This window comes from Burkholderia sp. SJZ089 (assembly GCF_007828315.1).
Lineage (GTDB): Bacteria > Pseudomonadota > Gammaproteobacteria > Burkholderiales > Burkholderiaceae > Burkholderia > Burkholderia gladioli.
The window spans coordinates 25602-49246 of record NZ_VIUM01000009.1; the positions used below are offsets into that span (position 1 = coordinate 25602).

General features: G+C 69.9%; 17 protein-coding genes, 1 pseudogene and 2 riboswitches. Of the genes and pseudogenes, 5 read left to right on the forward strand and 13 right to left on the reverse strand.

Features of this window, described 5'->3' with window-relative positions; genetic code table 11:
* Positions 1-9: 9 nt before the first annotated feature.
* The 8 genes from FB600_RS17905 to cobW form a co-directional block, all read right to left on the reverse strand.
* Entirely contained in the window at positions 10-1473 is a 1464-nt protein-coding gene (locus FB600_RS17905; RefSeq protein WP_098180890.1) for an aldehyde dehydrogenase family protein, read from the reverse strand.
* 49 nt (positions 1474-1522) lie between these two features.
* Positions 1523-2590 carry an ABC transporter permease gene (locus FB600_RS17910; protein ID WP_145757210.1) on the reverse strand — a complete coding sequence of 356 codons (1068 nt, stop codon included), beginning with the start codon at positions 2588-2590 and terminating at the stop codon, positions 1523-1525.
* A gap of 18 nt (positions 2591-2608) precedes the next feature.
* Positions 2609-4207, reverse strand: coding sequence for a sugar ABC transporter ATP-binding protein (locus tag FB600_RS17915; RefSeq protein WP_096748996.1), 1599 nt, complete (start codon positions 4205-4207; stop codon positions 2609-2611).
* A gap of 102 nt (positions 4208-4309) precedes the next feature.
* Positions 4310-5419 carry a substrate-binding domain-containing protein gene (locus FB600_RS17920; RefSeq protein WP_096748997.1) on the reverse strand — a complete coding sequence of 370 codons (1110 nt, stop codon included), beginning with the start codon at positions 5417-5419 and terminating at the stop codon, positions 4310-4312.
* Positions 5420-5829: 410 nt separating this feature from the next.
* Positions 5830-6426, reverse strand: coding sequence for a vWA domain-containing protein (locus tag FB600_RS17925; protein WP_096748998.1), 597 nt, complete (start codon positions 6424-6426; stop codon positions 5830-5832).
* Positions 6427-6503: 77 nt separating this feature from the next.
* Complete coding sequence (locus FB600_RS17930) at positions 6504-7598, reverse strand: ATP-binding protein (RefSeq protein ID WP_186097309.1); 1095 nt, start codon at positions 7596-7598, stop codon at positions 6504-6506.
* The gene (gene cobN / locus FB600_RS17935; RefSeq protein ID WP_145757209.1) at positions 7595-11494 is read right to left on the reverse strand and encodes a cobaltochelatase subunit CobN; all 3900 of its coding nucleotides are present in this window, start codon (positions 11492-11494) and stop codon (positions 7595-7597) included. Before cobN ends, FB600_RS17930 begins: the two co-directional genes overlap by 4 nt.
* A 16-nt stretch (positions 11495-11510) precedes the next feature.
* Complete coding sequence (gene cobW / locus FB600_RS17940; protein WP_013697899.1) at positions 11511-12581, reverse strand: cobalamin biosynthesis protein CobW; 1071 nt, start codon at positions 12579-12581, stop codon at positions 11511-11513.
* Between the two features lie 241 nt (positions 12582-12822).
* A riboswitch (cobalamin riboswitch) is annotated at positions 12823-13092 on the reverse strand.
* Between the two features lie 141 nt (positions 13093-13233).
* Positions 13234-13459, forward strand: a riboswitch (cobalamin riboswitch).
* Between the two features lie 145 nt (positions 13460-13604).
* Here cobW and FB600_RS17945 point away from each other — a divergent pair.
* From FB600_RS17945 to FB600_RS17955, 3 genes are all read left to right on the forward strand, one after another.
* Positions 13605-14024 (forward strand): cobalamin biosynthesis protein, encoded by a 420-nt coding sequence (locus FB600_RS17945; protein ID WP_098154104.1) that lies wholly within the window; start codon positions 13605-13607, stop codon positions 14022-14024.
* Between the two features lie 81 nt (positions 14025-14105).
* The gene (gene cobO, locus FB600_RS17950) at positions 14106-14708 is read left to right on the forward strand and encodes a cob(I)yrinic acid a,c-diamide adenosyltransferase (RefSeq protein WP_036041171.1); all 603 of its coding nucleotides are present in this window, start codon (positions 14106-14108) and stop codon (positions 14706-14708) included.
* Positions 14709-14722: 14 nt separating this feature from the next.
* Positions 14723-16045 (forward strand): cobyrinate a,c-diamide synthase, encoded by a 1323-nt coding sequence (locus tag FB600_RS17955; protein WP_098154786.1) that lies wholly within the window; start codon positions 14723-14725, stop codon positions 16043-16045.
* Positions 16046-16141: 96 nt separating this feature from the next.
* On the opposite strand, the gene FB600_RS17960 is transcribed toward FB600_RS17955, so the two are convergent.
* From FB600_RS17960 to FB600_RS17970, 3 genes are all read right to left on the reverse strand, one after another.
* Positions 16142-16504: a type II toxin-antitoxin system HigA family antitoxin gene (locus FB600_RS17960; protein WP_025098050.1), complete on the reverse strand. Its 363-nt coding sequence runs from the start codon at positions 16502-16504 to the stop codon at positions 16142-16144.
* Between the two features lie 5 nt (positions 16505-16509).
* A complete protein-coding gene (locus FB600_RS17965; RefSeq protein ID WP_036051698.1) occupies positions 16510-16812 on the reverse strand; it encodes a type II toxin-antitoxin system HigB family toxin in 303 nt (100 codons plus the stop codon).
* Positions 16813-17027: 215 nt separating this feature from the next.
* Positions 17028-17642: an RNA polymerase factor sigma-70 gene (locus FB600_RS17970; RefSeq protein ID WP_046579456.1), complete on the reverse strand. Its 615-nt coding sequence runs from the start codon at positions 17640-17642 to the stop codon at positions 17028-17030.
* A gap of 471 nt (positions 17643-18113) precedes the next feature.
* Between FB600_RS17970 and FB600_RS17975 the strand changes: the two genes are divergently transcribed.
* Both FB600_RS17975 and FB600_RS17980 read left to right on the forward strand, forming a co-directional pair.
* Positions 18114-19427, forward strand: coding sequence for a M23 family metallopeptidase (locus FB600_RS17975; protein WP_098154105.1), 1314 nt, complete (start codon positions 18114-18116; stop codon positions 19425-19427).
* A gap of 88 nt (positions 19428-19515) precedes the next feature.
* Positions 19516-20259 carry an SDR family NAD(P)-dependent oxidoreductase gene (locus FB600_RS17980; RefSeq protein ID WP_098154106.1) on the forward strand — a complete coding sequence of 248 codons (744 nt, stop codon included), beginning with the start codon at positions 19516-19518 and terminating at the stop codon, positions 20257-20259.
* A gap of 221 nt (positions 20260-20480) precedes the next feature.
* On the opposite strand, the gene FB600_RS17985 is transcribed toward FB600_RS17980, so the two are convergent.
* Positions 20481-21785 (reverse strand): MFS family transporter, encoded by a 1305-nt coding sequence (locus FB600_RS17985; RefSeq protein ID WP_025098055.1) that lies wholly within the window; start codon positions 21783-21785, stop codon positions 20481-20483.
* 278 nt (positions 21786-22063) lie between these two features.
* Positions 22064-23617 (reverse strand): annotated as a pseudogene (locus FB600_RS17990) (SpoVR family protein); the annotation flags it as partial.
* Positions 23618-23645: the final 28 nt, after the last annotated feature.

The window sequence follows — 23645 nt, forward strand, 5'->3', positions numbered from 1 at the left end:
GCTCCCCGTTCAGGCGCCGTGCCTGAGCCGCACGTGCTTCAGGTGCAGGTAGCCTTCCATGCCCTCGCGGCCGTGCTCGTAGCCGCTGCCGCTTTGCTTGCGGCCGCCGTAGGCGGCGTTCATGATGCCGGCGTCGACGTTGTTGATCGCGACATTGCCGAAATCGAGCTCGCGCGCGAGCCGGAAGGTTTCGTGGACGTGCTCGGTGTAGGCATAGGCCGCCAGCCCCGCCGGCGTGCCGTTGGCCGCCTCGATCGCCTGGTCGAGCGAGTCGTAGGCGCTCACGCCGATCACCGGGCCGAAGGTCTCCTCGTGCATCACCAGCATCTCGGGCCGGCAGTCGACCAGCACGGTGGGCGAATAGAACAGCCCCGCCGCCCCGGCCTCGGGCGCCGCGGCCGTATCCGGCCGAGCACCGCCGCACAGCAGCCGCGCGCCGCGCTCGCGCGCATCGTCGACGTGCCGCCGTACCTTGTCGAGCCCGGCGCGCGTGGCCATCGGGCCGACATCGGCGCGCGGGTTGGCGAGGCCGTCGGCCACCACCAGCCGGCGCGCGCCCTCGGCCAGCTTCTCGACGAAGCGATCATGGACACTGGCCTCCACGTAGGCGCGGTTGATCGAGATGCAGATCTGCCCGGCATTGCGGAAGGCACGGCGCAGGGTGCCGGACACCGCGCGCTCCAGGTCGGCGTGGGCGGTCACGATCAGCGGGCAACTGCCGCCGAGTTCGAGCGACAGGCCCGTGATGCCGCGTACCGTGCGATAGATGTCCTCGCCGGCCGGCCCCGAGCCCGTGAAGGCGACCTTGTCGATCGCCGGATGGCCGACCAGCCGCCGCCCCGCCTCGCGCGCGCCCATCACCAGGTTGGCGACGCCCGCCGGCAGGCCGGCGCGATCGACGCAGCGGAACACCGCCTCGGCGCTCGATGGCGTGTACTCGGAAGGCTTGACCACGATGGTGCAGCCGGCGGCCAGCGCGGCAGCCAGCTTCCAGCCGATCAGCTCGACCGGGTAGTTCCACGGCGCGATCGCGGCCACCACGCCCACCGGCTCCTTCTCGACGAAGCTGGTGTAGCCGTCCTCCTCGTTGGGCACGGTCTCGCCGAAGATCCGCACCGCCTCCTCGGCGTAGTAGTGGAAGGCCTTGGCGAGCTTGCGCGCCTCGCCCTGCGCCTCGGCCAGCGGCTTGCCCATCTCGATGGTGATCGCCAGCGCGATGGCCTGCTCGTCGCGGGCCAGCTCCTCGCCAATGGCATGCAGCAGGCGCGAACGCTCGAACGGATTGCTGCGGCGCCAGCCGCGCAGGGCGCGCGAGGCCGCGTCCACCGCCGCGTCGATCAGGTCCTGGCCGGCGTCGGGCGCCTGCGCCACCACCTCGCCGCTGGCGGGATTGCGCACCTCGATCCAGTTCGCGACGCCCGCCTGCGTGAAGCGGCCGTCGATATACAGTGCGCAGCGTGTCGGTTGGTTCATCGGGTTACGGGTTCCGGAAGTCGGGAATGGGCTCGGGCGGCGGCAGCCGTCATTGCGAGACGAAGTTCACGCGGATCGCGTCGACCGCCACGGCGATGAAGATCAGGATGCCGCCGATCATCTGCACGTAGAACGAGGGCACCTCGGTGATCGCCAGGCCGACGTGGATCACCGTCAGCAGCAGCACGCCGCCGAGGATGCCGAGCGCGCCGCCGCGTCCGCCGAACACGCTCACTCCGCCGATGATCGGCGCGGCGATCGCGTAGAGCAGAAAGCCCTCGCCCTGGTCGGAGGTGATCGCCATCTGCCAGGCCGCGAGCAGGTAGCCGGCCACGCCCGAGAGCAGCCCCGAGAGCGTGAAGGCGACGATCTTGATGCGGTTCACGCGGATCCCGGCCGCATTGGCCGCCAGCACGTTGCCGCCGGTGGCGTAGAGGCAGCGGCCGAGCACGGTGCGGCGCAGCAGGAAGCCCATGCCGAGCAGCGCGACCAGGAACACCAGCGGCATCACCGGCCAGTTGCCGAGCGTGAACTGGCCGATCCAGATATAGGCGTCGGGCATGTCCGAGATGGTGTTGCCCTGCGTGACGGCGAGCAGCGAACCCTGCAGCACGATCATCACCGCCAGCGTCTGGATCAGCGAAACCATCTTGAGCCGCGTCACGCACAGCCCGTTGAAGAAGCCGATCGCGGTGGCCGCCGCGATGCCGGCCGGCACGCCGATAGCCGGCGACAGCCCCAGGCGCGTCGACAGGATCGCGCCGATCGCCGCCGAGAACCCCATGTTGCTGGCGATCGACAGGTCGATCTCGGCCACCATCAGCGGCAGCGACACGGCCAGCGCGAGCAGGCCCAGCACGGTGGCCTGCACCAGCACGTTCTGCAGGTTCGACAAGGTGAAGAAGAACGGGTTGAGCACGCCGAACACCAGCACCAGCGCCGCCAGCCACAGCCAGACCACGTTCTGGAACATCCACTGCAGGCCGCTGCGCGAAGGCCGCGCGGCCGATGCGCCCGCGGCGCCGCCCTGGCCGCCCGCGCCGACCCCGCCGCCCTGCGCCAGTGCCGCCGCGCCGGGCGCCGCGGCGCCCGCCTGAATCTCGCTTCTCGATTGCATGAGCTTGTCTCCTGTCGTTCAGATCACGGGCGCGGCGCCGAACGCCGATTGCAGGATCGCGTCCTTGCCGATCCGCTCGCCCCGGTATTCCTGTTCGATGCGTCCGCCGACGAACACGCAGACGCGATCCACCAGCCGCACCATCTCGTCCAGGTCGCTGGTGATGACGATCACCGACAGCCCGGCCCGGGTCAGTTCGTCGACGATACGGTGCACCTCCTCCTTGACGCCGACGTCGATGCCGCGCGTGGGCTCGTCGAGGATCAGCAGGCCCGGCGCGGTGGCCAGCACGCGGCCCAGGCAGACCTTCTGCTGGTTGCCGCCCGAGAGCGTGCCGAGCAGCACCTCGGGCGTGGCGGCCTTGACGCGGAAATGCTCGAAATAGCGGCGCACCAGGCCCTGTTCGGCGCGCCGGTCGATCACGCCGCCGCGCGAGATGTCGGCCAGGCTCGACAGCGTGATGTTGTGCGCGATGCTCTGCAGGCCGACCAGCCCGTCGCGATGACGGTCGTCGGACAGGTAGGCGATGCCGCGCCGGAACGCGGTGCCGGGATGGTCGGGCAGCGCGTGGCTCGCGCCGTCGTGCCAGAGGCGCCCGCGACGCGCGCGATTCAGGCCGAACAGCGCCAGCGCGAAGGCCTTGGCGCCCGAGCCCGGCAGGCCGGCGAAACCGACGATCTCGCCGGGCGCGATCTCGAAGCTCGGCACCTCGATGCCGGGCGCGACCAGGTCCTCGACGCGCCAGGCGGTGGGCGCGCCGGTGCCCTTGTTGATGCCCTTGCTGGTGCCGCCGGCGGTGGTCGCCGTATCCGGCGCCGCATCGGCCGAGCGCGCGGCGCGCGCCGAGGCGGCTTCGCGATCGCGATGGAACAGCGGCACGTCTCGGCCGATCACGAGCTCCGACAAGCCGTCCGAATCGATCTCGCCCAGATCGTCGTGCTCGCCGGCCAGCCGACCGTTGCGCAGCACCGAGACGCCGTCGCAGATGTCGAGGATCTCCTCGTTGTAGTGCGAGATGAACACGAAGCTCACGCCGCGCGCACGCAGCTCGCGCATGAAGGCGAACATCTGCTCGCGATCGGCCAGCGTCAGCGCGGTGGTCGGCTCGTCGAGGATCAGCAGCTTGCCGCCGCTGTGCAGGGCCCGCAGGATGTTGAGCTTGCGCCTGGCCACCGCGGACAGGAAGCGCGCCGGCATGCGCGGGTCGAGCCCGGTGCCGGCCAGCGCGGTCTCGACGCTCCCGAGCAGCGCGCGCTGGTCGACCTGGCGTGTCCAGCCGCGCTTGAGCGGCCAGCGGCCGAGCATCAGGTTGTCGGCAACCGACATCGAATCGACGATCATCGGCTCCTGCGTGACCAGGAACACGCCGAGCGACTCCATGCGCCGCACGTCGCTGCCCTGCACCTCGGCGCCGTCGAACACGATGCGCCCCTCGCTGGGCGCGGTCTGCCCGGAAATCAGCCGCACCAGGGTCGACTTGCCGGCGCCGTTCTCGCCGAGCAGGCCGTGGATGGTGCCGCGCCGGATGTGGATCGAGACCCGGTCGAGCGCGACCAGGGCCTTGTAGCGTTTGACGACGTCGCGCGTCCTCAGGATGTAATCGCTGCTGCTGTCCATCACGAAAAACCTCGATCGACGGGTGCTGCCGATGAAATGCGCCTGGCGGGAGACGATGGCGGCGGCGCCTTGACGGCGCCGGAGAGTGCCACCCCAGCCCGCTCAGCTGTAGCGCAGGCCCCATTCGTTGTAGGCGATGTTGCCCCACTGGCGCTTGTCCTTGACCGAGCCGCCGTCCACCACGAAGGGTGGAATCACCAGGCTCGCGCCGGTATCGGACTTGGTGATCTGCGCCTTCTCCCAGAAGTACTGCTTGTTCTCGTAAGGCCCGAGCGGCACCGGCTGGCCCTTGAGCGAATAACGGTCGAGCATCTCGACGGTGATCTGCGCGTAGGCGATCGGATCCTGCGAGACCACCGCGTCCATGTAGCCGTCGCCGATCCACTGCAGCGCCGCCGGCTCGCCGTCGATGTTCACGAAGATCACGTGCCCCGGCTCGCCCACCTTCTTCCACTTGCCCTTCTGCTGCAGCGCCGTGACGATGCCGCGCGCCGGCGAATCGCTGGGCGCGTGCACGGCGTCGAGCGCGGGATATTCGGACAGCGTGTCGAGCGTGACCGACAGCATGTTCTTGAGCAGCCCCTCGGTAGGACGACTGATCAATTTGATGTCGGGATACTGCTTCATGGTGGCCTCGAAGCCCTCCTTGCGCAGGCGCCAGGCCACCGACTGCAGCGCGCCGTAGCAGTTCAGCACGGTGCCCTTGGCGCTGCCGTAGCGCTTCTTCAAGGCCGCCACGATGGTTTCGGCCGCCATCACGCCGCCCGCGCGATTGTCGAAATCGACCGTGATCGCCACCTCGCCGCCGAGCGCCGGCGTATCGATGATGCCGACCGGGATCTTCTTGAAGTTGTACTTCTTGATCACGCTGACGATCGCCTGGCTGTCGATCGGGTCGGCGATGATGGCCGAGGGATTCTTCAGCAGCAGGCTCTGCCACTGCTGGAGCTGGGTGGTGGTGCTGAAGTTCGCGTTGACGGCCTGGAAGGTCCAGCCCTTGGCCTGGACCGCTCGCTTCACGGCTTCCTGCTGGGTGGCGAAGAAGTAGTAGTCGAGGCTCTTGTTGCTGAACGGCACGAACACCTTCTGCTGGGCGCGGGCCACGCCCGGCAGCGAGGACAGCGCGAGCGTGCCGGCCGTGGCGGCCAGCCCCGCGAGAAACCGTCTGCGTGATCCGACCTCAGCGACGTCGGTGACTCCGGTGTCTTCCATAGTGTGTTGTCTCCTCAACATCGACATGGACAGCGAAAGCCTGCTGACAGTCCAGCAGGGTGTTAGTAAAACTCTGCTTTTCTTGTAGTGTTGCGACGAAATTTAGCGCTAGCGAGGCAGGCCGGCAATCTAGGGTTTACGCCCGAGAGTGCTTTAAATTCGCTTTATTCCATAACATTCAAGGAATTAATCATTTTCTCCAGTGCTTGTCGGCAGCTACATCCCGAGGACAAGAAACGTAGTTTTACTAACATCGAAAGCGATAATTCGCGGATGTCGCGATGCCGAGGAGATGGCGGGCGCGCGTGGAGAAGTTGGGCAGTTATCGCCGCGGCCCTTGCCGAACCTGAATCGGGAAGGCGGTGGCAGAAGGATGAGGTGGAATTGTCAGGGTCTGGCCGGGCAGACCGTTAGTTGCGATCGATCCGGGAAATCAAATCCTCGGGCCGGCGGCACGAAGCCTCCCACCGGCGCGCCAGCCGCTGCGCCCTGCCCAGCCGCACGGCGGCATCGTCGAAGTCGACGAGGTGGATCTCGTCGGCCTGGGCAGGCCGCGAAGGCATCTCGTCGGTGCGCATGTCGCTCAGCAACCAGAGCGTGCGTGGCGCGCCGGGCCGGCGCCGCGCGATCCGCGCGAGCAGGGATTGCGCCATCGCGATGCCGGCCGACAAGGGCGTGCCGCCCCCGCCCGCCACCGGTTCGAGCCAGCGCGCGTTCCACCAGCGCGGCACCGCCGGCCCGAAACGCCGCTCGGCGCCGCGGCCGCCGAAGCCGATCAGCGCCACCTCGGCGCGCTCGCGCGCCGCCGCGTCGAACAGCGCCACCAGCAGGCCCTTGGCGAGCGCCAGGCGAGCGCCATCGAGCATCGAGGCCGAACAGTCGAGCACGAAGCAATGGAAGGCGCGCGGCTCGCCCGAGCGCGGCCGAAAGCGCAGATGCGCGGCCTCGAGCGGGCCGCCGCGCTTGGCGGCCAGCGTCGCCGGCCACGCGATGCGCGCGCCGGGCAGGCCCTGCCGGGCGGGAAGCTTGCCATGCGGCCATCGAACCCCGCTGCCTGGCGCGGCGGGGGCAGTCGCTCGATGGCTCAGCGTTTTTTTGAGGGCAGCGGGATCACGCCCTTCACGGCCGTGAGGCCCGCCGGTACGGGCGGCAGGTAGCCCCAGTCGCCGTCCCGCGCGCCGCCGTCGCCGGCTGGCGCCTCGTCTCGCGCGATCGACGAGGCATCGCCGCCGCGCGGCGGCGGGGTGGTGCCGTGAGCCGGCGGATCGGTTTGCCGAGCCGTCGTGGGCGGCGACGGCTCGGCGGCCGACGCCTGCGTGCGGCGATGGCGCAGCACGTCGGCGGCCACGCGCTCGACCTGCGCGGCGCTCACCGCCGCCGCGCCCTCGAAGGCGGCCAGCGCCCGCGCGGCGCGCAGCATCACCAGGTCGGCGCGCAGCCCGTCGACGGCCGCCTCGATGCAGAGCCGGGCAACCTGCTCGTGCACGCTGTCGTCGACCTGCACGCTCGCCAGCGCTTCGCGCGCGCGGCCGATCCGCTCGGCCAGCGCGGCCAGTGCCCCGGCATGCCCGGCGCGGAAGCCCGCCGGATCGAGATCGAAGGCCAGCCGCGCCTTGACGATGCGCTGCCGCTCAGCGATGTCGCGACAGTTCTCGAGTTCCACCATCAAGCCGAAGCGATCCAGCAACTGCGGACGCAACTCGCCCTCTTCCGGATTCATGGTGCCGACCAGCGCGAAGCGCGCCGCGTGCGTGTGCGAAATGCCGTCGCGCTCGACCGTGTTGACGCCGCTCGCGGCCGCGTCGAGCAGCACGTCGACCAGGCCGTCGGGCAGCAGGTTGATCTCGTCGACATAGAGGACGCCCAGATGCGCGCGCGCCAGCAGCCCCGGCGAGAAACGCACGGCGTTCTCGCCGAGTGCGCCGGCCAGGTCCAGCGTGCCGGTCACGTGCTCGTCGGCGGCGCCCAGCGGCAGCGTCACGAAGCGGCCTCGCGGCAGCAGCTCGGCCAGCGCGCGCGCCGCCGTCGATTTCGCGGTGCCGCGCGGCCCGCTCACCAGCACGCCGCCGATCGAAGGATCGACGGCCACCAGCAGCAGCGCCTGCTGCAGCGCGGCCTGGCCGATCAGCGCGGAAAACGGAAACGGCGGCAGGCCGCCGCTCGGGTCGTGCGGGTTCATCGCCGGGTTCCTTCCAGATGCTGTTCGACGGCGAGCAGGCGTGCCTCGAGTTGCTCGCGATAGGCGCCGGGTCGTTGCCAGAGGCCGCGCTGGATCGCTTCGAGCAGACGCTCGCAGATGCCGTGCAGCGCATGCGGGTTGTGCCGCTCGAGGAAGTCGCGCGTGTCGGCGTCGTTGACGTAGGCGTCGGTGACCAGCGCGTATTGATGATCGGCCACCACGCGCGCGGTGGCGTCGTAGCCGTAGAGATAATCGACGGTGGCGGCCAGCTCGGCCGCGCCCTTGTAGCCGTGACGCTTCACGCCGTCGATCCACTTCGGGTTGACCACGCGCGAGCGGATCACGCGCGCGATCTCCTCGCCGAGCGTGTTCATGCGCGGCGTGTCGGGGCGGCTGTGGTCGCCGTGGTAGAGCGCCGGCTGGCGCCCCGACAGATGGCGGACCGCGGCCGCCATGCCGCCCTGGAACTGGTAGTAGTCGTTGGAGTCGAGCAGGTCGTGCTCGCGGTTGTCCTGGTTCTGCACCACCGCGTCGATGCTCGCCAGCCGCGCGCCGAAGGCGTCCTGCGCGGCCTCGCCGGCGCTGCCCTGCGCGTAGGCGTAGCCGCCCCAGGACTGGTAGGCCCGGGCCAGGTCGGCGTCGCTCTGCCAGTTGCGCTGGTCGATCAGCTCCTGCAGGCCGGCGCCGTAGCTGCCCGGCCGCGCGCCGAACACGCGCCAGCCGGCGCGTCGTCGCGCCTCCTCGGCGCTCGCGCCGCGCTCGACCAGGGCCGCCGCGTCGCGCCGCACGCGCTCGCGGATCGGGTTCAGGTGGGCCGGCTCGTCGAGCTCGGCGACCGCCTGCACGGCCGCGTCGAACAGGTGCATCAGGTTGGCGAAGGCGTCGCGGAAGAAGCCCGAGACGCGCAACGTCACGTCGATGCGCGGGCGATCGAAGATCTCGATCGGCAGGATCTCGAAGTCGGTCACGCGGTGGCTGCCGTGCGCCCACTTCGGGCGCACGCCGATCAGCGCGAAGGCCTGGGCGATGTCGTCGCCGCCGGTGCGCATGGTGGCCGTGCCCCATACCGACAGGCCGACCGCGCGCGGATAGTCGCCATGCTCCTGCAGATGCCGCTCGACCAGTTGGTGCGCCGACTTCATGCCGAGCGACCAGGCTGCCTGGGTCGGCACGGCGCGCGTGTCGACCGAGTAGAAGTTGCGGCCGGTCGGCAGCACGTCGGGGCGGCCGCGGGAGGGCGAGCCGCTCGGCCCGGGCGGCACGAAACGGCCGTCGAGGCCGCGCAGCAGGTGACGCAGCTCGTCGGCGCCGCAAGCGTCCAGGCGCGGCGCGAGATCGCGCGCGACGCGTTCGAGCACGGCCAGCGTGGCCGGCCAGCGCCCGGCGTCGGCGCGCAGGCGACGCAGCGCGAGCACGTCGGCCGCGTCGTCGGGCGCGTGCCGGGGGGCCAAGCCTTCGGCTACACGGTCGCCCTCGCTCCCGCCCTCGCCTTCGCCCTTGCCGCCCTCGCCGGCCAGCCCCGCGACGAGCCGCTGCGCCAGCAGTTCGAGCCGCTCGCGGGTGTCGCCGGCATGCCGCCACGGCGTCGCGTCGACCTCGTTCAACTCGGCCGGGCGCGGCCCCTGCCAGGGCGCGGCCCAGTCGGCCGCGAGCGGATCGAAACCGGCGCCGAGCTGGAGATCGCGCGCGAGCGCGGCGATCAGGCCGGCGTTCGCGCCGAGCCCGTCGCCGACCGGGAAACGCGCCAGCGCGAGCAGCGTGTCGCGGCGCTGGCGCGCCTCGGGCGAGCGGCCGAAGACATGCAGGCCGTCGCGGATCTGCGCTTCCTTCAGTTCGCAGAGCCAGGCGTCCACGCGCGTGAGCAGCGCGTCCTCGTCGTCGCGGCCGCTGGGCTCGGCCAGGCTCAGTTCCTCGTGCAGCCGGTGCTCGACGATGGTGTCGAGGATACTCCGGCGCAGCAGCTTGGCGCGGCGCGGATCGACCATCAGCGCGTCGTAGTATTCGTCGACCTGCCGCTCCAGGTCCTGCAGCGGGCCGTAGTTCTCGGCGCGCGTGAGCGGCGGCATCAAGTGGTCGACGATCACCGCCTGGGCGCGGCGCTTGGCCTGGCTGCCCTCGCCGGGATCGTTGACGATGAACGGGTACAGATGCGGCAGCGGCCCGAGGATCAGGTCGGGCCAGCAGGCCTCGGACAGCGCCACGCTCTTGCCCGGCAGCCATTCGAGATTGCCGTGCTTGCCGACGTGCACGATCGCGTCGATCGCGAATGCGTCGCGCAGCCAGAAGTAGAAAGCGAGGTAGGCGTGCGGCGGCACGATCTCGGCATCGTGATAGCTCGCGTAGTCGTTCGCCTCGCGCGTGCGCGCCGGCTGGATCCCGACGAACACCTGCCCCGCGCGCCAGCCGGCGATCGGGAAACGTCCGTGGCGCAGCGTCGGGTCTTGCTCGGGCTCGCCCCAGCGCGCCTCGATCGCCTCGCGCGCGGCCGCCGGCAGCCGCGCGTAACGGCGCCGGTAGGCGTCCATCGCGAGACTCTGGAAGGCCGGGCGGATCGCCTGCGAGCTCGGATCGTTGGTCACGCCCTCGGTGAGTCGCGCGATCAGCGCGTCGCCCGTCTCGGGCAGCGCGCCGGCCAGCGTGTAGCCGGCCTCGCCCAGCGCGGCCAGGATGCCGAGCGCCGAGGCCGGCGTGTCGAGCCCCACGCCGTTGCCGATACGCCCCTCGCTGGTCGGGTAGTTGGCCAGCACCAGCGCGAGCCGCTTGCCCGCGTTCGGCTCGGTGCGCAGCCGGCACCAGCGGCGGCTCAGCTCGGCGACGAAGGCGATGCGCTCCGCGTCGGGCTGGTAGCGCACCACGTCGACCTCGGTGTGCGGGCAGCGATAGGCCAGCCCCTTGAAGCTGATCGCGCGCGTGACGATGCGCCCGTCCACCTCGGGCAGCGCCACGTGCATGGCGATGTCGCGCGCGTGCAGGCCCTGGGGATCGGCCAGCCAGGCCTCGCGGTTGCCGCCCGAGAGGATCACCTGCAGCACCGGCGCGTCGCCGGCCAGCTCGACGGCCGAGGGCGCGTCGATCGCGCCGGCCGCGAAGGCGGTGGTGTTGAGCACCAGCGCGACGCGCTCCGAGGCGACCAGCCGCGCGATCACCTCGCGGCTCGCGGCGTCCTTCAGCGAGGTGACGGCGATCGGCAGCGGATTGAGCCCCTCGCGCTCGAGCGCCTCGATCAGCGCGTCGAACACGGCCGTGTTGGCGGCCTGCCAGTGCGCCTTGTAGAACAGGATCGCGACCACCGGCGCGCCGCTGGTCCAGCGTGCGTGCCAGTCTTCCACCACGGCCGGCTCGCGCATCGGGTGATAGAGCGCGGCGGCCGGCAGCGGACGCGGCGGCGACGGCGCCTCGCCGACGCCGAGCGCATGGAAGGCGATGCTGCGCAACAGCGCCTGCGCGTTCCAGGCGCCGCCCTCGCGCAGGTAGCGCCACCACTGCCGACACAGCGCCGGGTCGACGGTGCTCCTGGCGACCAGGTTCGGATCTTCCTGCAGGTCGCCGGAGAACATCGCCAACTGCTGGCCGCGCCGTTCGGCCAGCGCGACCGCCTGCTCGATCCCGTAAGGCCAGTAGGCCTCGCCGCCGAGATGGTCGATCACCACCACGCTGGCGTGCTGCAGCACGTCGTCGATATAGAAGTCGACCGAGGCGGGCTGGCGCAGGAAGCTGACGTTGGCCAGCCGCAGGCTCGGGAAACCCTCGCCGAGCAGCGGTACCGCGCTGGCGAGCAGGGACAGCGTGGTGTCCGCCGAGCTGAGGATCACGATCTCGGCGGGACGCTGGTCGATGCGGATCACGCCCTGCGTGTCGTCGACGAAACCGCCCGGCGTGGTGCGCAGCAGATGCATCGGGAGCCTTCGCGCCTCAGGCCGCTTGCACGGCGTCGCCGAGCGCGGCGAGGAAGGCCGCCTGCAGCGCGGCCGCGTCGAGGTCCTCGCCGATCAGCACGAAACGGCTGGTGGCGCCGTCCGCCTCGGTGAGGCGCCGGTCGAAGTAGCTGTCGAAACGCCCGCCCACGCCCTGGATCACCAGCCGCATCGGCGTGGCCGGCAGCGCCGCGAAACCCTTCACGCGGTAGATCGTGTGCGCGTCGACCAGCGCGCGCAGCGCGGCGATGGTCGCCTCGCGCGAGCTCACGCGCGCCTCGACCACCACCGAATCGAATTCGTCGTGGTGATGGTCGGCATCCTCGGCCGAGCCGTGATGATCGTGACGCAGGTGGATGGTTTCCTCGGAGGCCGCGTTCAGGCCGATCAGGGTGGCCAGGTCGAGCTCGCCGCGCTGCGCGCGCACGATCTTCACGTGCGCCGGGATCTCCTCGCGGATCGTCGTCTCCACCGCGGCGAACTGCGCCGCGTCCAGCAGGTCGGTCTTGTTGACGATCACCAGGTCGGCCGAGGAAAGCTGGTCGGCGAACAGTTCGTGCAGCGGCGATTCGTGGTCGAGATTCGGATCGGCGCGGCGCTGCGCGTCCACCGCCTGCACGTCCTCGGCGAACTGGCCGGCCGCGGCGGCCGGGCCGTCGACCACCGTGATCACGGCATCGCAGGTGAAGCTGTTCTTGATCGACGGCCAGTTGAAGGCCTGCACCAGCGGCTTGGGCAGCGCCAGGCCGGAGGTCTCGATCAGCACGTGGTCGATCTGCTCGCGGCGCTCCACCAGCGCCTCCATCACCGGGTAGAACTCCTCCTGCACCGTGCAGCACAGGCAGCCGTTGGCCAGTTCGTAGAGCTGGCCGGCCGCTTGCGCGCCTTCCTCGCAGCCGATGCCGCAACCCTTCAGGATCTCGCCGTCGATGCCGAGCTCGCCGAATTCGTTGACGATCACCGCGATCCGACGGCCCGAGGCATTTTCGAGGATGTGGCGCAGCAAGGTGGTCTTGCCGCTGCCGAGGAAGCCCGTGACGACGGTCACGGGGATTTTGCGCATTTGCATGGAATTCGCCTGTCGGTGAGTCGGTGGATGATGCCATCGCGGCGTCGGCACGACGCGCGGGCGGCCTGCCGGTCGTCATGCCGGCCGCCCGGGGACGACGATCATCGACGATGGACTGGCCGGCCGACGCGCCCAGGGCGCGGCCGCGAGGCTGCACGGGAACCCGCGCCGCCACCCGCGACGCTTCCCTGCGGATTCGCCGCCGCGCGCCGCAGGGCCTGGCCCGGGGCTCGCGCACGACTGGCGCTTCCGTGGTTCTGGCCGGTATCCGGGCTGGCGACAGCGCCGCTTCGCCTTCCCGGACGCGTCTCGCGTCCAGTGGCCGGGCCGCGCGCCCGAGCGACTCGGGGCGCGGTGAAGCGGGGCTCGCATCGCTTGCGCGATGCATGCGCTTACCGTTGCGGGGGCAGCACAGGTTGAGGTCGTCCGCGGCGCGGTGAGCTTCCCTGTTTCCCGTTCAACTGCGTGCCAAGAGAATCCGCACGCGAGCACCAAAACGCGTGCGAGTGTAGGCGCGGCGTCCAGACGCGTCAAGGCGGCGCGGCCGGCCGCGGCGCGCGCTCGGCGCCGCGGCTCTTTTTGTGTGCCCGCACCACCGACGCGCCTGCCCGGCAAGCCCCGGCGAGCGCCCTTCCGGCCCCGTCCGCTGTGCTATCGTATGCGCGCGTTCGGTGCCCGCAGTCGCATTCGCGACGGCGGTTAAACGGGAAACAGGGAGCGGCGCGCCGCCAGCCTGTGCTGTCCCCGCAACGGTACGCCGCCGGCGGATCGCGCAAGCGCGACGCGCAGGCCGACTCGAGCCACTGCCGATCGCGGCGGGAAGGCGTCGGCATGACAGGCGGCCAGCCCGGATACCGGCCGACGCAGACGGCGAGCCCGGCTCGCCGGACATGGCACCCGCGTGGGACGGGCGCCATGCGAAATCCGCATCGAGGCACGAAGCGTCGTCGACACCGTGGTTCGCCGTTTTTTTGCCCGCTTGCTTGCACGTTTGTTCGCTCGTTCACCACTCGTCCGCCCAGCATGACCTGCATCGCTCCGGATCGCATCGCCGCGCCGCGCATCGTCGTCGGGGTCGGCTGCCGCGCCGGCAAGTCGCCCGAGGCGATCGAGGCCGCCATCGCCGCCGCGCTCGCGCGCCGGCCCGGCCTCGCGCTGGCCGATATCGTCCGCGTCGCGACGCTCGACGCCAAGGCCGCCGAACCCGGCCTGGTGGCCTGCTGCGCGCGCCATGGCTGGCCGCTGGTGGCGATCGCGCGCGAAGCCATCGCCCCCGATGCGCCGCCGGGGGATGGCACGGCCCCGAGCTCGGCCGCCTTCGCGCGCTTCGGCGTCGAGGGCGTGTGCGAGCCCTGCGCGCTGGCTGCCGCGCCGCACGGCCGGTTGCTGGTGCCGAAGACGATCGTCGACGGCGTGACCGTGGCGATCGCCGGGCCCGCCTGAACGCGCGATCATGCCGCCGCCCTGCCCGATGCCCCGATATTTTCCTGCCCGCTTTCCCGTATCCCGAGGACTTCCGACCCGATGAAAACCGATCCCGAATCGCATCAGCGCATGACCGAACGCCGACGCGCCGGCCATGAAAAGAAACAGGCCGCGGCGACCGTCGAGAAGGGCCTGCTGATCGTCAACACCGGCAACGGCAAGGGCAAGAGCACGGCCGCCTTCGGCATGGCGGTACGCGTGCTCGGCCACGGCATGAAGCTGGGCGTGGTGCAGTTCATCAAGGGTGCGCTGCACACGGCCGAGCGCGACCTGCTCAACGCCTTCGCGGACTGCGATTTCGTGACGATGGGCGACGGCTACACCTGGAACACGCAGGATCGCGAGGCCGATATCGCGACCGCGCGCAAGGGCTGGGACGAGGCGCGCCGGATGATCGAGAGCGGCGAGTACCAGATGGTGATCCTCGACGAGCTGAACACGGTGCTGAAGTACGACTACCTGCCGCTCGACGAAGTGCTGGCCGTGCTGGCCGCGCGCCCGGCGGCGCTGCACGTGGTGGTGACGGGGCGTCACGCGCCCGACGCGCTGGTGGAGGCAGCCGACCTGGTGACCGAGATGCGGCTGGTCAAGCACCCGTATCGCGAGCAGGGCGTGAAGGCCCAGCGCGGCGTGGAGTTCTGAGCGTGTCGGCAGGCGTGCTGCGTTGCCCGGCGCTGCTGGTCGGCGCGAGCGGCTCCGGCCAGGGCAAGACCTCGGTCACCGCGGGGCTGGCGCGGCTGCATCGGCGGCTCGGCCGGCGCGTGCGCGTGTTCAAGACCGGCCCGGACTTCCTCGATCCGATGATCCTCGCGCGCGCCAGCGGCGCCGAGGTGCATTCGCTCGATCTCGGCATGGTCGGCGAGGACGGCTGCCGCGCGCTGCTGGCGCAGGCCGCCGCCGAAGCCGACCTGATCCTGATCGAGGGCGTGATGGGCCTGTTCGACGGCACGCCGAGCAGCGCCGATCTCGCCTGCCGCTTCGGCGTGCCGGTGGCCGCGGTGATCTCGGGGAAATCGGTGGCGCAGACTTTCGGCGCGCTGGCCTTCGGGCTCGCGCGTTTCCGGCCGGGGCTGCCCTTCCATGGCGTGCTGGCCAATCGGGTCGGCTCCGAGCGGCATGCCGCGCTGCTGCGCGCCTCGATGCCCGAGGACATCCGCTGGCTCGGCCATCTGCCGGCCGACCCCGGCATCGCGCTGCCGGAACGGCATCTCGGCCTGCACCAGGCCGCGGACATCGCCGACCTCGACGCGCGGCTCGAACGCGCGGCCGATGCCATGGCGCGGACCTCGCTGGCCGAGTTGCCGCCGGAAGTGGCATTCGCGTCGCCCGCGCAGCCAGCGCCCTTGCCGCGCTGGCTGGAGGGCCTGCGAGTGGCGGTGGCGCGCGATGCGGCCTTCTCCTTCCTCTACCCGGCCAACCTGGCGCTGCTCGAAGCACTCGGCGCCAGCCTGGGCTTTTTCTCGCCGCTGGCCGACGAGGCCTTGCCCGATTGCGACGCGCTGTACCTGCCGGGCGGTTATCCGGAACTGCATGCGGCACGGCTCGCCGCCAACCGGCGCAGCGCCGCCGGCATCGCCTCGCATGTCGCCACCGGGCGGCCGGTGCTGGCCGAGTGCGGCGGCCTGCTCTATCTCTGCGAGACGCTGGGCACGGCGGACGGCACCGTCACGCCGATGCTGGGCCTGTTGCCCGGCGCCGCCACCATGCAGCGCCGCTTCACCTCGCTCGGCATGCAGCGGCTCGACACGCCGGCCGGGCCGATGTCGGGCCATACCTTCCATTATTCGAGGCTGCAGACGCCGCTGGCGCCCTCGGCCGTCGCCGTGCGGCCCGACGACGGCACGCCGGGCGAGGCCGTCTACCGGCACGGCTCGATCGTCGCGACCTACATGCATGCCTATTGGCCGTCGAATCCGCGGGCGCTGGCCGACCTGCTGCTCGGGGCATGGCCGCCGGCCAGCGCGCTCGCGGCCGGCTAGGCGCGCTCGCCGGACCCGGCGCGACGCGGCGCGCAAGGTCGCGCCCGAAACCGGCGCGACGTGCCCGCACCAAGGCGGGAGCCGGCCGCCGCCCGCTCAGGCGACGCCGATCAGCACGTCGGCGGGAATCCGCAGCCCCTGGTGCAGCCGGCGGATCATCGCCAGGCTCAGCGGGCGCTTGCCGTTCAGCACTTCGTAGACACGATTGGTATTGCCGATATAGGGCTTGAGGTCGGCGACCGTGAGGCCGCCCTGCTCCATGCGGAACTTGATCGCGGCGATCGGATCGGGCGCGTGCAGGCGAAAACGCGCGTCCTCGTAGCGCTCGACCAGGAACGACAGGATCTCGAGCTTGTCGCCCTCGGGCGTGCCGGGCGCGGGATCGGCATCGACCAGGGCCGAGACTTCGGCGAGCGCCGCCTCGTAGTCCTGCTCGCCACGGATCGGGCGAATCGTAATGTCCATCAGTTCATCTCCACGGTAGCCGCATCCACCCTGTCATATTCCGCGTGCGTGCCGACGAACTTCACGTAGACGACGCCGACCTGCCAGGCAATCGCGACGATCAGCCGATAGGCGTTGCCATGCAGCTTGAACACCACGCGATTGCGCCCGACGAAGCTCGCCGAGGCATAGGCCGCGCGGATCTGTTGCGGCGTGGTCCATCTCGACTTGTCGGCGTCGGCGCACCACGCCAGCATCGACTGGCGCGCCTGCGGATGACGGATGACGAAGGCCTGCAAGGTTCGCTTGGCAACGATACGCATAAGGATGCAGTGAGGATCCATGGTAGTCCCGAAGTGGGACTATTTCAACGCGAATCCGGCGCTGCGTCCATTCGACCAAATGGCCTGCCATTCCCGTCCCTTGTCGGGACGGCCCCTTGCAGCAAGGCTTTGCCGCGTCGTCGTGCCGGCCGGGCATGGGCAGGCGCGACGCAATGCCGCTCGCGGAAACGCGGCCCGGAGCAGCGCGCCAGCCCCTAGCGTCGGCGCGAGGCCGCCGCGAAGGCCGGCGGCGCCACGCCGCGATCGAGGGCGGCGAGGCATTCGGCGCAATGACGAACCACGTCGCGCACCATGAAATGCACCAGCGTCGGCGACACGTCGAGCGCGTCGGCCGCGGCCGCCAGCGTCTCCTCGCGCACGCGCACCATCTCGAAGGCGGTCCGGCTGCGCACCGGAACCTCGGTCAGGACCGCGCGCATCCGTTCGAGGGCGTCGCGCGTCAGCGCGATCGCCTCGGGCGTGGGCTCGGGCGACGGCACGTCGAGCCCTGCCTCCGCCTCGGCATGCCAGTGGGTTTCGAGCGACTGGCGGCGACAGACGTCGATCGAGGCATTGCGCACCATGCGCGTGACATAGGCGAGCGGCTGCCGGATCGCCTCCTGGTTCGGGAAATCGACCAGCCGCAGCAGCACGTCGTGCACCACGTCCTCGGCACGGCTGGCGCAGCCGGTCACCCCCTGCGCGACCTTGACCAGCATCGCGCGATGACACACCAGCGTCTCGACGAGCGCACCGCGGCCGCGCGCCGCGTGCCTGGCGGCCAGGCGCGGCGACATGCGGGCGGATGCGGCGAGGGTCGGTTCCGACATCAGGCATCTCCGTATCGTGGTGGGTTCGGGAAAATCGACTGCGTTGAATTTAATGCAAACGCAAATCATTCTCAATCGTATCGAGAGATTTTTCACGATCCGAAGTCCTATACGAGGGCAAAGCGAGGGCAAGCGGCAAGCGCCGTGCATGACACGCAAGTTTGGCGATTCCACTCGCATCCTCCGCGATCCGAAATCGATCCCCATATAAAAGTCAAAAATTGTCGGAACGCTGGCGACATGGTGCTGTCATCTTTCTCAGCGTCGATTCTCACCGCAGGGTTCCACCCCGCATCGATGGATCATCGTTCGGAGCGGTGTTACCCCGCGTCCCTGGGCCGAACGGAACGTATCGGGCCGCCGCGCGTGTCCCGCCGTCGTACGCCAGAGTGCTGCCGGCCGTGCCGTGTCGCGCGGTTTTCGCGTAGCCAGCCTTTCCCCACCCCTTGCCCTGAACCTGCCTTTTTGAGGATGTGGAGTCCGTTGAACCCAATTCCCGAAGTTTCGCTTGTCGCCGGCGACCGACACGCCCGCCGGCCCGCCACACCGAATCCTCCCGCGCGCCCCTTCATGCGCCTGCTTCCCGCCGCCGCGGCGCTTGGCGCGATCGCCGCGTTCAGTCTCGCGGTGACGCTGCCCGCGGTCTCGAACACGCCCTCGCCGACCACGCTAGGCGCGGCCAGGACCCCGCAGCAGGTATTCGCCGCCACGCCGTTCCCGAGCGCGCAGCGCTTCGTCACCGATCAGCTGGAGGCCGCGATCGCCTCGCGCGACATGCGTCCCGGCCGCTTCGCCTCGCGCTTCGCCGCGGGGCGCAGCCTGCTCGGCGACGGCAGCGAACTGTTCTCGCTCGCCGCGCCCGCGTTCGGCATGGGCGAGCCGCCGCTCGCCACCGGCCTGCGCACCGGCGTCATCACGCATTCCTTCGCGCAGACCCTGCAGCAGCTCGATATCCCGCCCGAGGTTCGCATCCAGGTCGGCGACCTGGTCGCCGCGCAGTTGCGCACCCACGCGGCCGCGCAGACCGGCGACCGCTACCGGATCGCCTACGAGACCACCCACGAAGGCCCGCGCCTGACCGCGATCGAGGTGCGCGCCGCCGGCAAGCGCTTCGGCGCGATGTGGTTCCGGCCGCCCGGCGCCGAGCACGGCGCCTTCTACACCTTCGACGGAGCACCGCTGGAGGCGGCGGCGCTGAGCATGCCGGTGCTGGCCACGCGCATCAGCTCGCCGTTCGGCGAGCGCATCCACCCGATCTCGCACCTGCGTTCGCTGCATACCGGCGTCGATCTCGCGGCCCCGCGCGGCACCCGCGTCAACGCGGCGGCCGACGGCGTGGTCGCCTTCGTCGGCGTGGATCCGCACGGCTACGGCCGCTATGTCGTGATCGACCATCCCGATCACTATTCGACGCTCTATGCGCACCTGTCCGCCTATGCGCCGGGGCTCAAGGTCGGCATGACGCTCGCGCAGGGCCAGCGTGTCGGCGCGGTCGGCATGACCGGCGCCGCCACCGGCCCGCACCTGCACTTCGAGGTGCGCATCGCCGATACGCCGGTCGATCCGATCGTCGCGCTGGCCGACGCGAGCAATACGCTCTCGCCAATGCAGCTCGACGCGTTCCGGCGCGACCTGGTCGATGTGCGCACGCAGTTCGCGGCGGCGGCCGGCCCGAACGTCGGCATCGCGATGCTCGATGCCGCGCCGGCCGGCGCCGGGCTCTCGACGCTCGATCCGACGCTGCGCACGCTGTTGCAGACGCCGCAGGTGTCGTCGGCGTCGTGAGGCTTGTGGGAAGCGCAGTTCCCGATCGACAATCGCCAGCTCCGATCCACGATCAAGCTGGCCGACTCAATCCGGAATCCCCCTCGCCATGACCTCCACCCCGCCCGTCGCCCTCGTCACCGGCTCCACTTCCGGCATCGGCGCCGCAATCGCCCGCCGGCTCTCGCGGGATGGTTACGCGATCGTCCTGCACTCGCGCGGTTCGGCCGCCGCAGGCCAGGCCCTGGCCCGCGAACTCGGCTCGGCCGTCTACCTACAGGCCGACCTGGCCGACGATGCCGCGCGCGTGCGACTGGTGCGCGAGGCGATCGCCGCCTGGGGCCGCCTCGACGTGCTGGTCAACAATGCCGGGATCAGCCGCGTGATCCCGCATGCGGACCTGGCGGCGGCCACGCCCGCGATCTGGCAGGAGCTGCACGAGGTCAACGTGGTCGCGCCGTTCCGGCTGGTCAGCGAGGCGCAGGCGGCGCTGCGCGAAGCCGCCGCGCGCGGCAGGCCCGGCTGCGTGGTCAATGTCAGCTCGCATGCCGGCGTGCGCCCCAAGGGCGCCTCGATTCCCTATGCCGCGAGCAAGGCGGCCCTGAACCATGTCACGCGCCTGCTCGCGCTGTCGCTGGCACCGGAGATTCGCGTGAACGCGGTCGCGCCGGGCCTGGTCGACACGCCGCTGACGGCCGACTGGACCCAGGCCCGGCAGCTCTGGAAGGAGCGCGCGCCGATGCGGCGCGCCGCCAGCCCCGAGGACATCGCCCAGGCGGTGGCCATGCTGGTCGCCTCCGACTACCTGACCGGCGAGATCCTGCTCTCGGACGGCGGCCTCAACCTCACCTGAGCAACCGTCACGGGCCGCAGTTCGAGCTTCGCGGGACGAAAAAAAGCCCGCCGTGAAGGCGGGCATCAATCCCAGTCAAGGAGGTGTCACACGAACTACGGGCTCAGAGTAAGCGGCCCGCCTGGCGTGGACAACCAAGCATTTTCGATATCCTTATCGCGCGCCGGCCGCTAAGCACATGGTGCCGCCGGCGCGTCGCCGATGCCGACCGGATTCAGGGCTCAGGGCTCGTGGCGCAGGTAGCCTTCCTTGGCCGGTTCACGCATCCGGAACGAGACGATGAAGGAAATCGCGCAGAGCGCGGTCACGTACCAGTAGAAGGTCGACTCGCTGCCGGCCTGCTTGAACCACAGCGCCACGTATTCGGCGGTACCGCCGAACAGCGCGTTGGCCACCGCGTAGGACAGGCCCACGCCCATCGCGCGCACCTCGGGCGGGAACATCTCGGCCTTGATCAGGCCGCTGATCGAGGTGTAGAAGCTGACGATGGCCAGCGCGATCGTGATCAGCACGAAGGCCGTCACCGGGCTCGTGGTACCGGCGATCGCATGCATCAGCGGCACCGTGCCGATCACGGCCAGGCCGCCGAAGAACAGCATCGAGGTACGCCGGCCGATGCGATCCGACAGCGCGCCGAACAGCGGCTGCAACAGCATGTAGACCAGCAGCGCCGCCGTCATCACGTTGCTGGCCGTCTTCGCGTGCATGCCGCTGGTGTTGACCAGGTACTTCTGCATGTAGGTGGTGAAGGTGTAGAAGATCAGCGAGCCGCCGGCCGTGAAGCCGACCACGGTGAAGAACGCGCCGCGATGCTGCATCACGCCGCGGATCGTGCCGGCATCGCGCGCGCGGCGCGACTCGGTGGTCGAGGTCTCGTCGAGCGACTTGCGCAGCCAGAGCGAGACCAGCGCGGCCAGCGCGCCGACCAGGAACGGGATCCGCCAGCCCCAGGCGCGCAGCTCCTCGGTGCTCAGGAACTGCTGCAGGATCACCAGCACCAGCAGCGCGCAGAGCTGGCCGCCGATCAGCGTCACGTACTGGAACGAGGCGAAGAAGCCGCGCCGCCCCTTCAACGCCACCTCGCTCATGTAGGTCGCGCTGGTGCCGTATTCGCCGCCCACCGAGAGGCCCTGGAACAAGCGCGCGATCAGCAGCATCACCGGCGCCAGCGCGCCGATCTGGTCGTAGGTCGGCATCGCCGCGATCACCAGCGAGCCGCCGCACATCATCAGCACCGAGATCATCATCGCGGTGCGCCGGCCGCGCCGGTCGGCGATCCGGCCGAACAGCCAGCCGCCGATCGGGCGCATCAGGAAGCCGGCCGCGAACACGCCGGCGGTGTTCAGCAACTGCGTGGTGGGATTGCCGCTGGGAAAGAAGGCATGCGCGAAATACAGCGCACAAAATGAATAGACGTAGAAGTCGAACCACTCGACGAGATTGCCCGACGAGGCGCCGACGATCGCGAGCACGCGCCGCCGGGTGTCGTGGGGGGCCATGCTGGCCTGATCGGTGAGGTCGGTCATGTAGGTTTGTTTCCTCGATTAGCCTGTGGTGCCGATGACGGCCGCGTCCTGCCGCGCCCGCGGGCAGGACGCGGCGTCGCGCGGCGCCATTCTATCGAAATGAAAGCTTCGGCACCTTCAGGACTGTCCCGAGGTTCGCGCCCGCCTGACGATCGGGCGACAAATGGCGAACGATTGCCCTCCAGGGCCGGATTGCGTCGCCGCCGTCGATAATGACCGGCCAAGAAAAAACCAGCCCTCGGGCTGGCTTTTTCTTGGCGGGAGTCGAGGCGGCCGACTCAGACGCGCACCTCGGGCGGCCGGTAGCGGCACTCGTAGCGCTTGCGCACCGTGCCCGACTCGTCGACGCTTTCCAGGAACACGTCGAACTGCCAGAGCCGCGCCATGTGCTTGAGCACCTCGTCGCTGTCGTTCGACAGGTGCCGGTTGTCGGTCATGAAGTGGCGCAGCGTGAGGCTGCGGTCGCCGCGCGTGTTGACGGCCCAGACCTGGATGTTCGGCTCGCGATGGTGGATGTCGTATTGCCGGGACAGCGCCTGGCGCACGTACTGGTAGCCGCTGTCGTCGTGGATCGCCGACACCTCGAGCGAGTCGCGCATGTCGTCGTCGAGCACCGAGAACAGGCGCATCTCGCGGATCAGGTGGGGCGACAGGTACTGCGCGATGAAGCTCTCGTCCTTGAAGTTGCGCATCGCGTAGTGCAGCGCCGGCAGCCAGGGGCTGCCCGCCAACTCGGGGAACCACCGGCGGTCCTCGTCGGTGGGGTTCTCGCAGATGCGCCGGATGTCGCTCATCATCGAGAAGCCCAGCGCATACGGGTTGATGCCGCTGTAGTAGGGCTTGGTGACGGGCGGCTGGTAGATCACGTTGCTGTGCGAATGGAGGAATTCCATCATGAAGCCGTCCTCCAGCTTGCCCTGCTGGTAGAGCGTATTGAGCAGGGTGTAATGCCAGAAGGTGGCCCAGCCCTCGTTCATCACCTGGGTCTGCCGCTGCGGATAGAAATACTGGCCGATCTTGCGCACGATGCGGATCACCTCGCGCTCCCAGGGCTCCAGCAGCGGCGCGTTCTTCTCGGCGAAATACAGCAGGTTCTCCTGCGGCTCGGGCGGGTAGCGGCCCTCCACTTCCTCGTCGGCCAGCTCGGGCTTGCGGCCCGGCAAGGTGCGCCACAGCTCGTTGACCTGCGACTGCAGGTAGGCCTCGCGCTCGCGCCGCAGCGCCGCCTCCTTGGACAACGAAGGCTTCTGCGGACGCTTGTAGCGATCGACGCCGTAGTTCATCAGCGCGTGGCAGGAGTCGAGCAGTTCCTCGACCCGGTCGAGCCCGTAGCGCTCCTCGCACTCGGCCACGTAGTTCTTCGCGTAGACCAGGTAGTCGATGATGGCGTGCGCATCGGTCCACAGCCGGAACAGGTAGTTGCCCTTGAAGAAGGAATTGTGGCCATAGGCGGCATGCGCGATCACCAGCGCCTGCATGGTCAGCGTATTTTCTTCCATCAGATACGCGATGCAGGGGTTGGAGTTGATCACGATCTCGTAGGCCAGGCCCATCTGGCCGCGCCGGTAGCTCTTCTCGGTCGACAGGAAATGCTTGCCGAAAGACCAGTGGCGATAGTTGACGGGCATCCCGACGGACGCGTAGGCGTCCATCATCTGCTCGGCGCTGATCAGCTCGAGCTGGATCGGATAGACGTCGAGCTCGTATTGCTCGGCGACCTGCGCGATGTGCGTGTCGTACTCCTCGATCAGCTCGAAGGTCCAGTCCGACGGGCACGGCAGCGGCTTGCGTTCGGCGACGTTCATGCGCCCTTCCTTCTGCCCGGATTCGGGCATTACCGGGAGCGGCGACGATGCCTCG

What these genes read in the sequence shown, in the direction of transcription:
- FB600_RS17905 (WP_098180890.1), bottom strand. Translation starts at nt 1,473, where the DNA reads ATGAACCAACCGACACGCTGCGCACTGTATATCGACGGCCGCTTCACG.
- FB600_RS17910 (WP_145757210.1), bottom strand. Translation starts at nt 2,590, where the DNA reads ATGCAATCGAGAAGCGAGATTCAGGCGGGCGCCGCGGCGCCCGGCGCG.
- FB600_RS17915 (WP_096748996.1), bottom strand. Translation starts at nt 4,207, where the DNA reads ATGGACAGCAGCAGCGATTACATCCTGAGGACGCGCGACGTCGTCAAA.
- FB600_RS17920 (WP_096748997.1), bottom strand. Translation starts at nt 5,419, where the DNA reads ATGGAAGACACCGGAGTCACCGACGTCGCTGAGGTCGGATCACGCAGA.
- FB600_RS17930 (WP_186097309.1), bottom strand. Translation starts at nt 7,598, where the DNA reads ATGAACCCGCACGACCCGAGCGGCGGCCTGCCGCCGTTTCCGTTTTCC.
- cobN (WP_145757209.1), bottom strand. Translation starts at nt 11,494, where the DNA reads ATGCATCTGCTGCGCACCACGCCGGGCGGTTTCGTCGACGACACGCAG.
- cobW (WP_013697899.1), bottom strand. Translation starts at nt 12,581, where the DNA reads ATGCAAATGCGCAAAATCCCCGTGACCGTCGTCACGGGCTTCCTCGGC.
- FB600_RS17945 (WP_098154104.1), top strand. Translation starts at nt 13,605, where the DNA reads ATGACCTGCATCGCTCCGGATCGCATCGCCGCGCCGCGCATCGTCGTC.
- cobO (WP_036041171.1), top strand. Translation starts at nt 14,106, where the DNA reads ATGAAAACCGATCCCGAATCGCATCAGCGCATGACCGAACGCCGACGC.
- FB600_RS17965 (WP_036051698.1), bottom strand. Translation starts at nt 16,812, where the DNA reads ATGCGTATCGTTGCCAAGCGAACCTTGCAGGCCTTCGTCATCCGTCAT.
- FB600_RS17970 (WP_046579456.1), bottom strand. Translation starts at nt 17,642, where the DNA reads ATGTCGGAACCGACCCTCGCCGCATCCGCCCGCATGTCGCCGCGCCTG.
- FB600_RS17975 (WP_098154105.1), top strand. Translation starts at nt 18,114, where the DNA reads ATGTGGAGTCCGTTGAACCCAATTCCCGAAGTTTCGCTTGTCGCCGGC.
- FB600_RS17980 (WP_098154106.1), top strand. Translation starts at nt 19,516, where the DNA reads ATGACCTCCACCCCGCCCGTCGCCCTCGTCACCGGCTCCACTTCCGGC.
- FB600_RS17985 (WP_025098055.1), bottom strand. Translation starts at nt 21,785, where the DNA reads ATGACCGACCTCACCGATCAGGCCAGCATGGCCCCCCACGACACCCGG.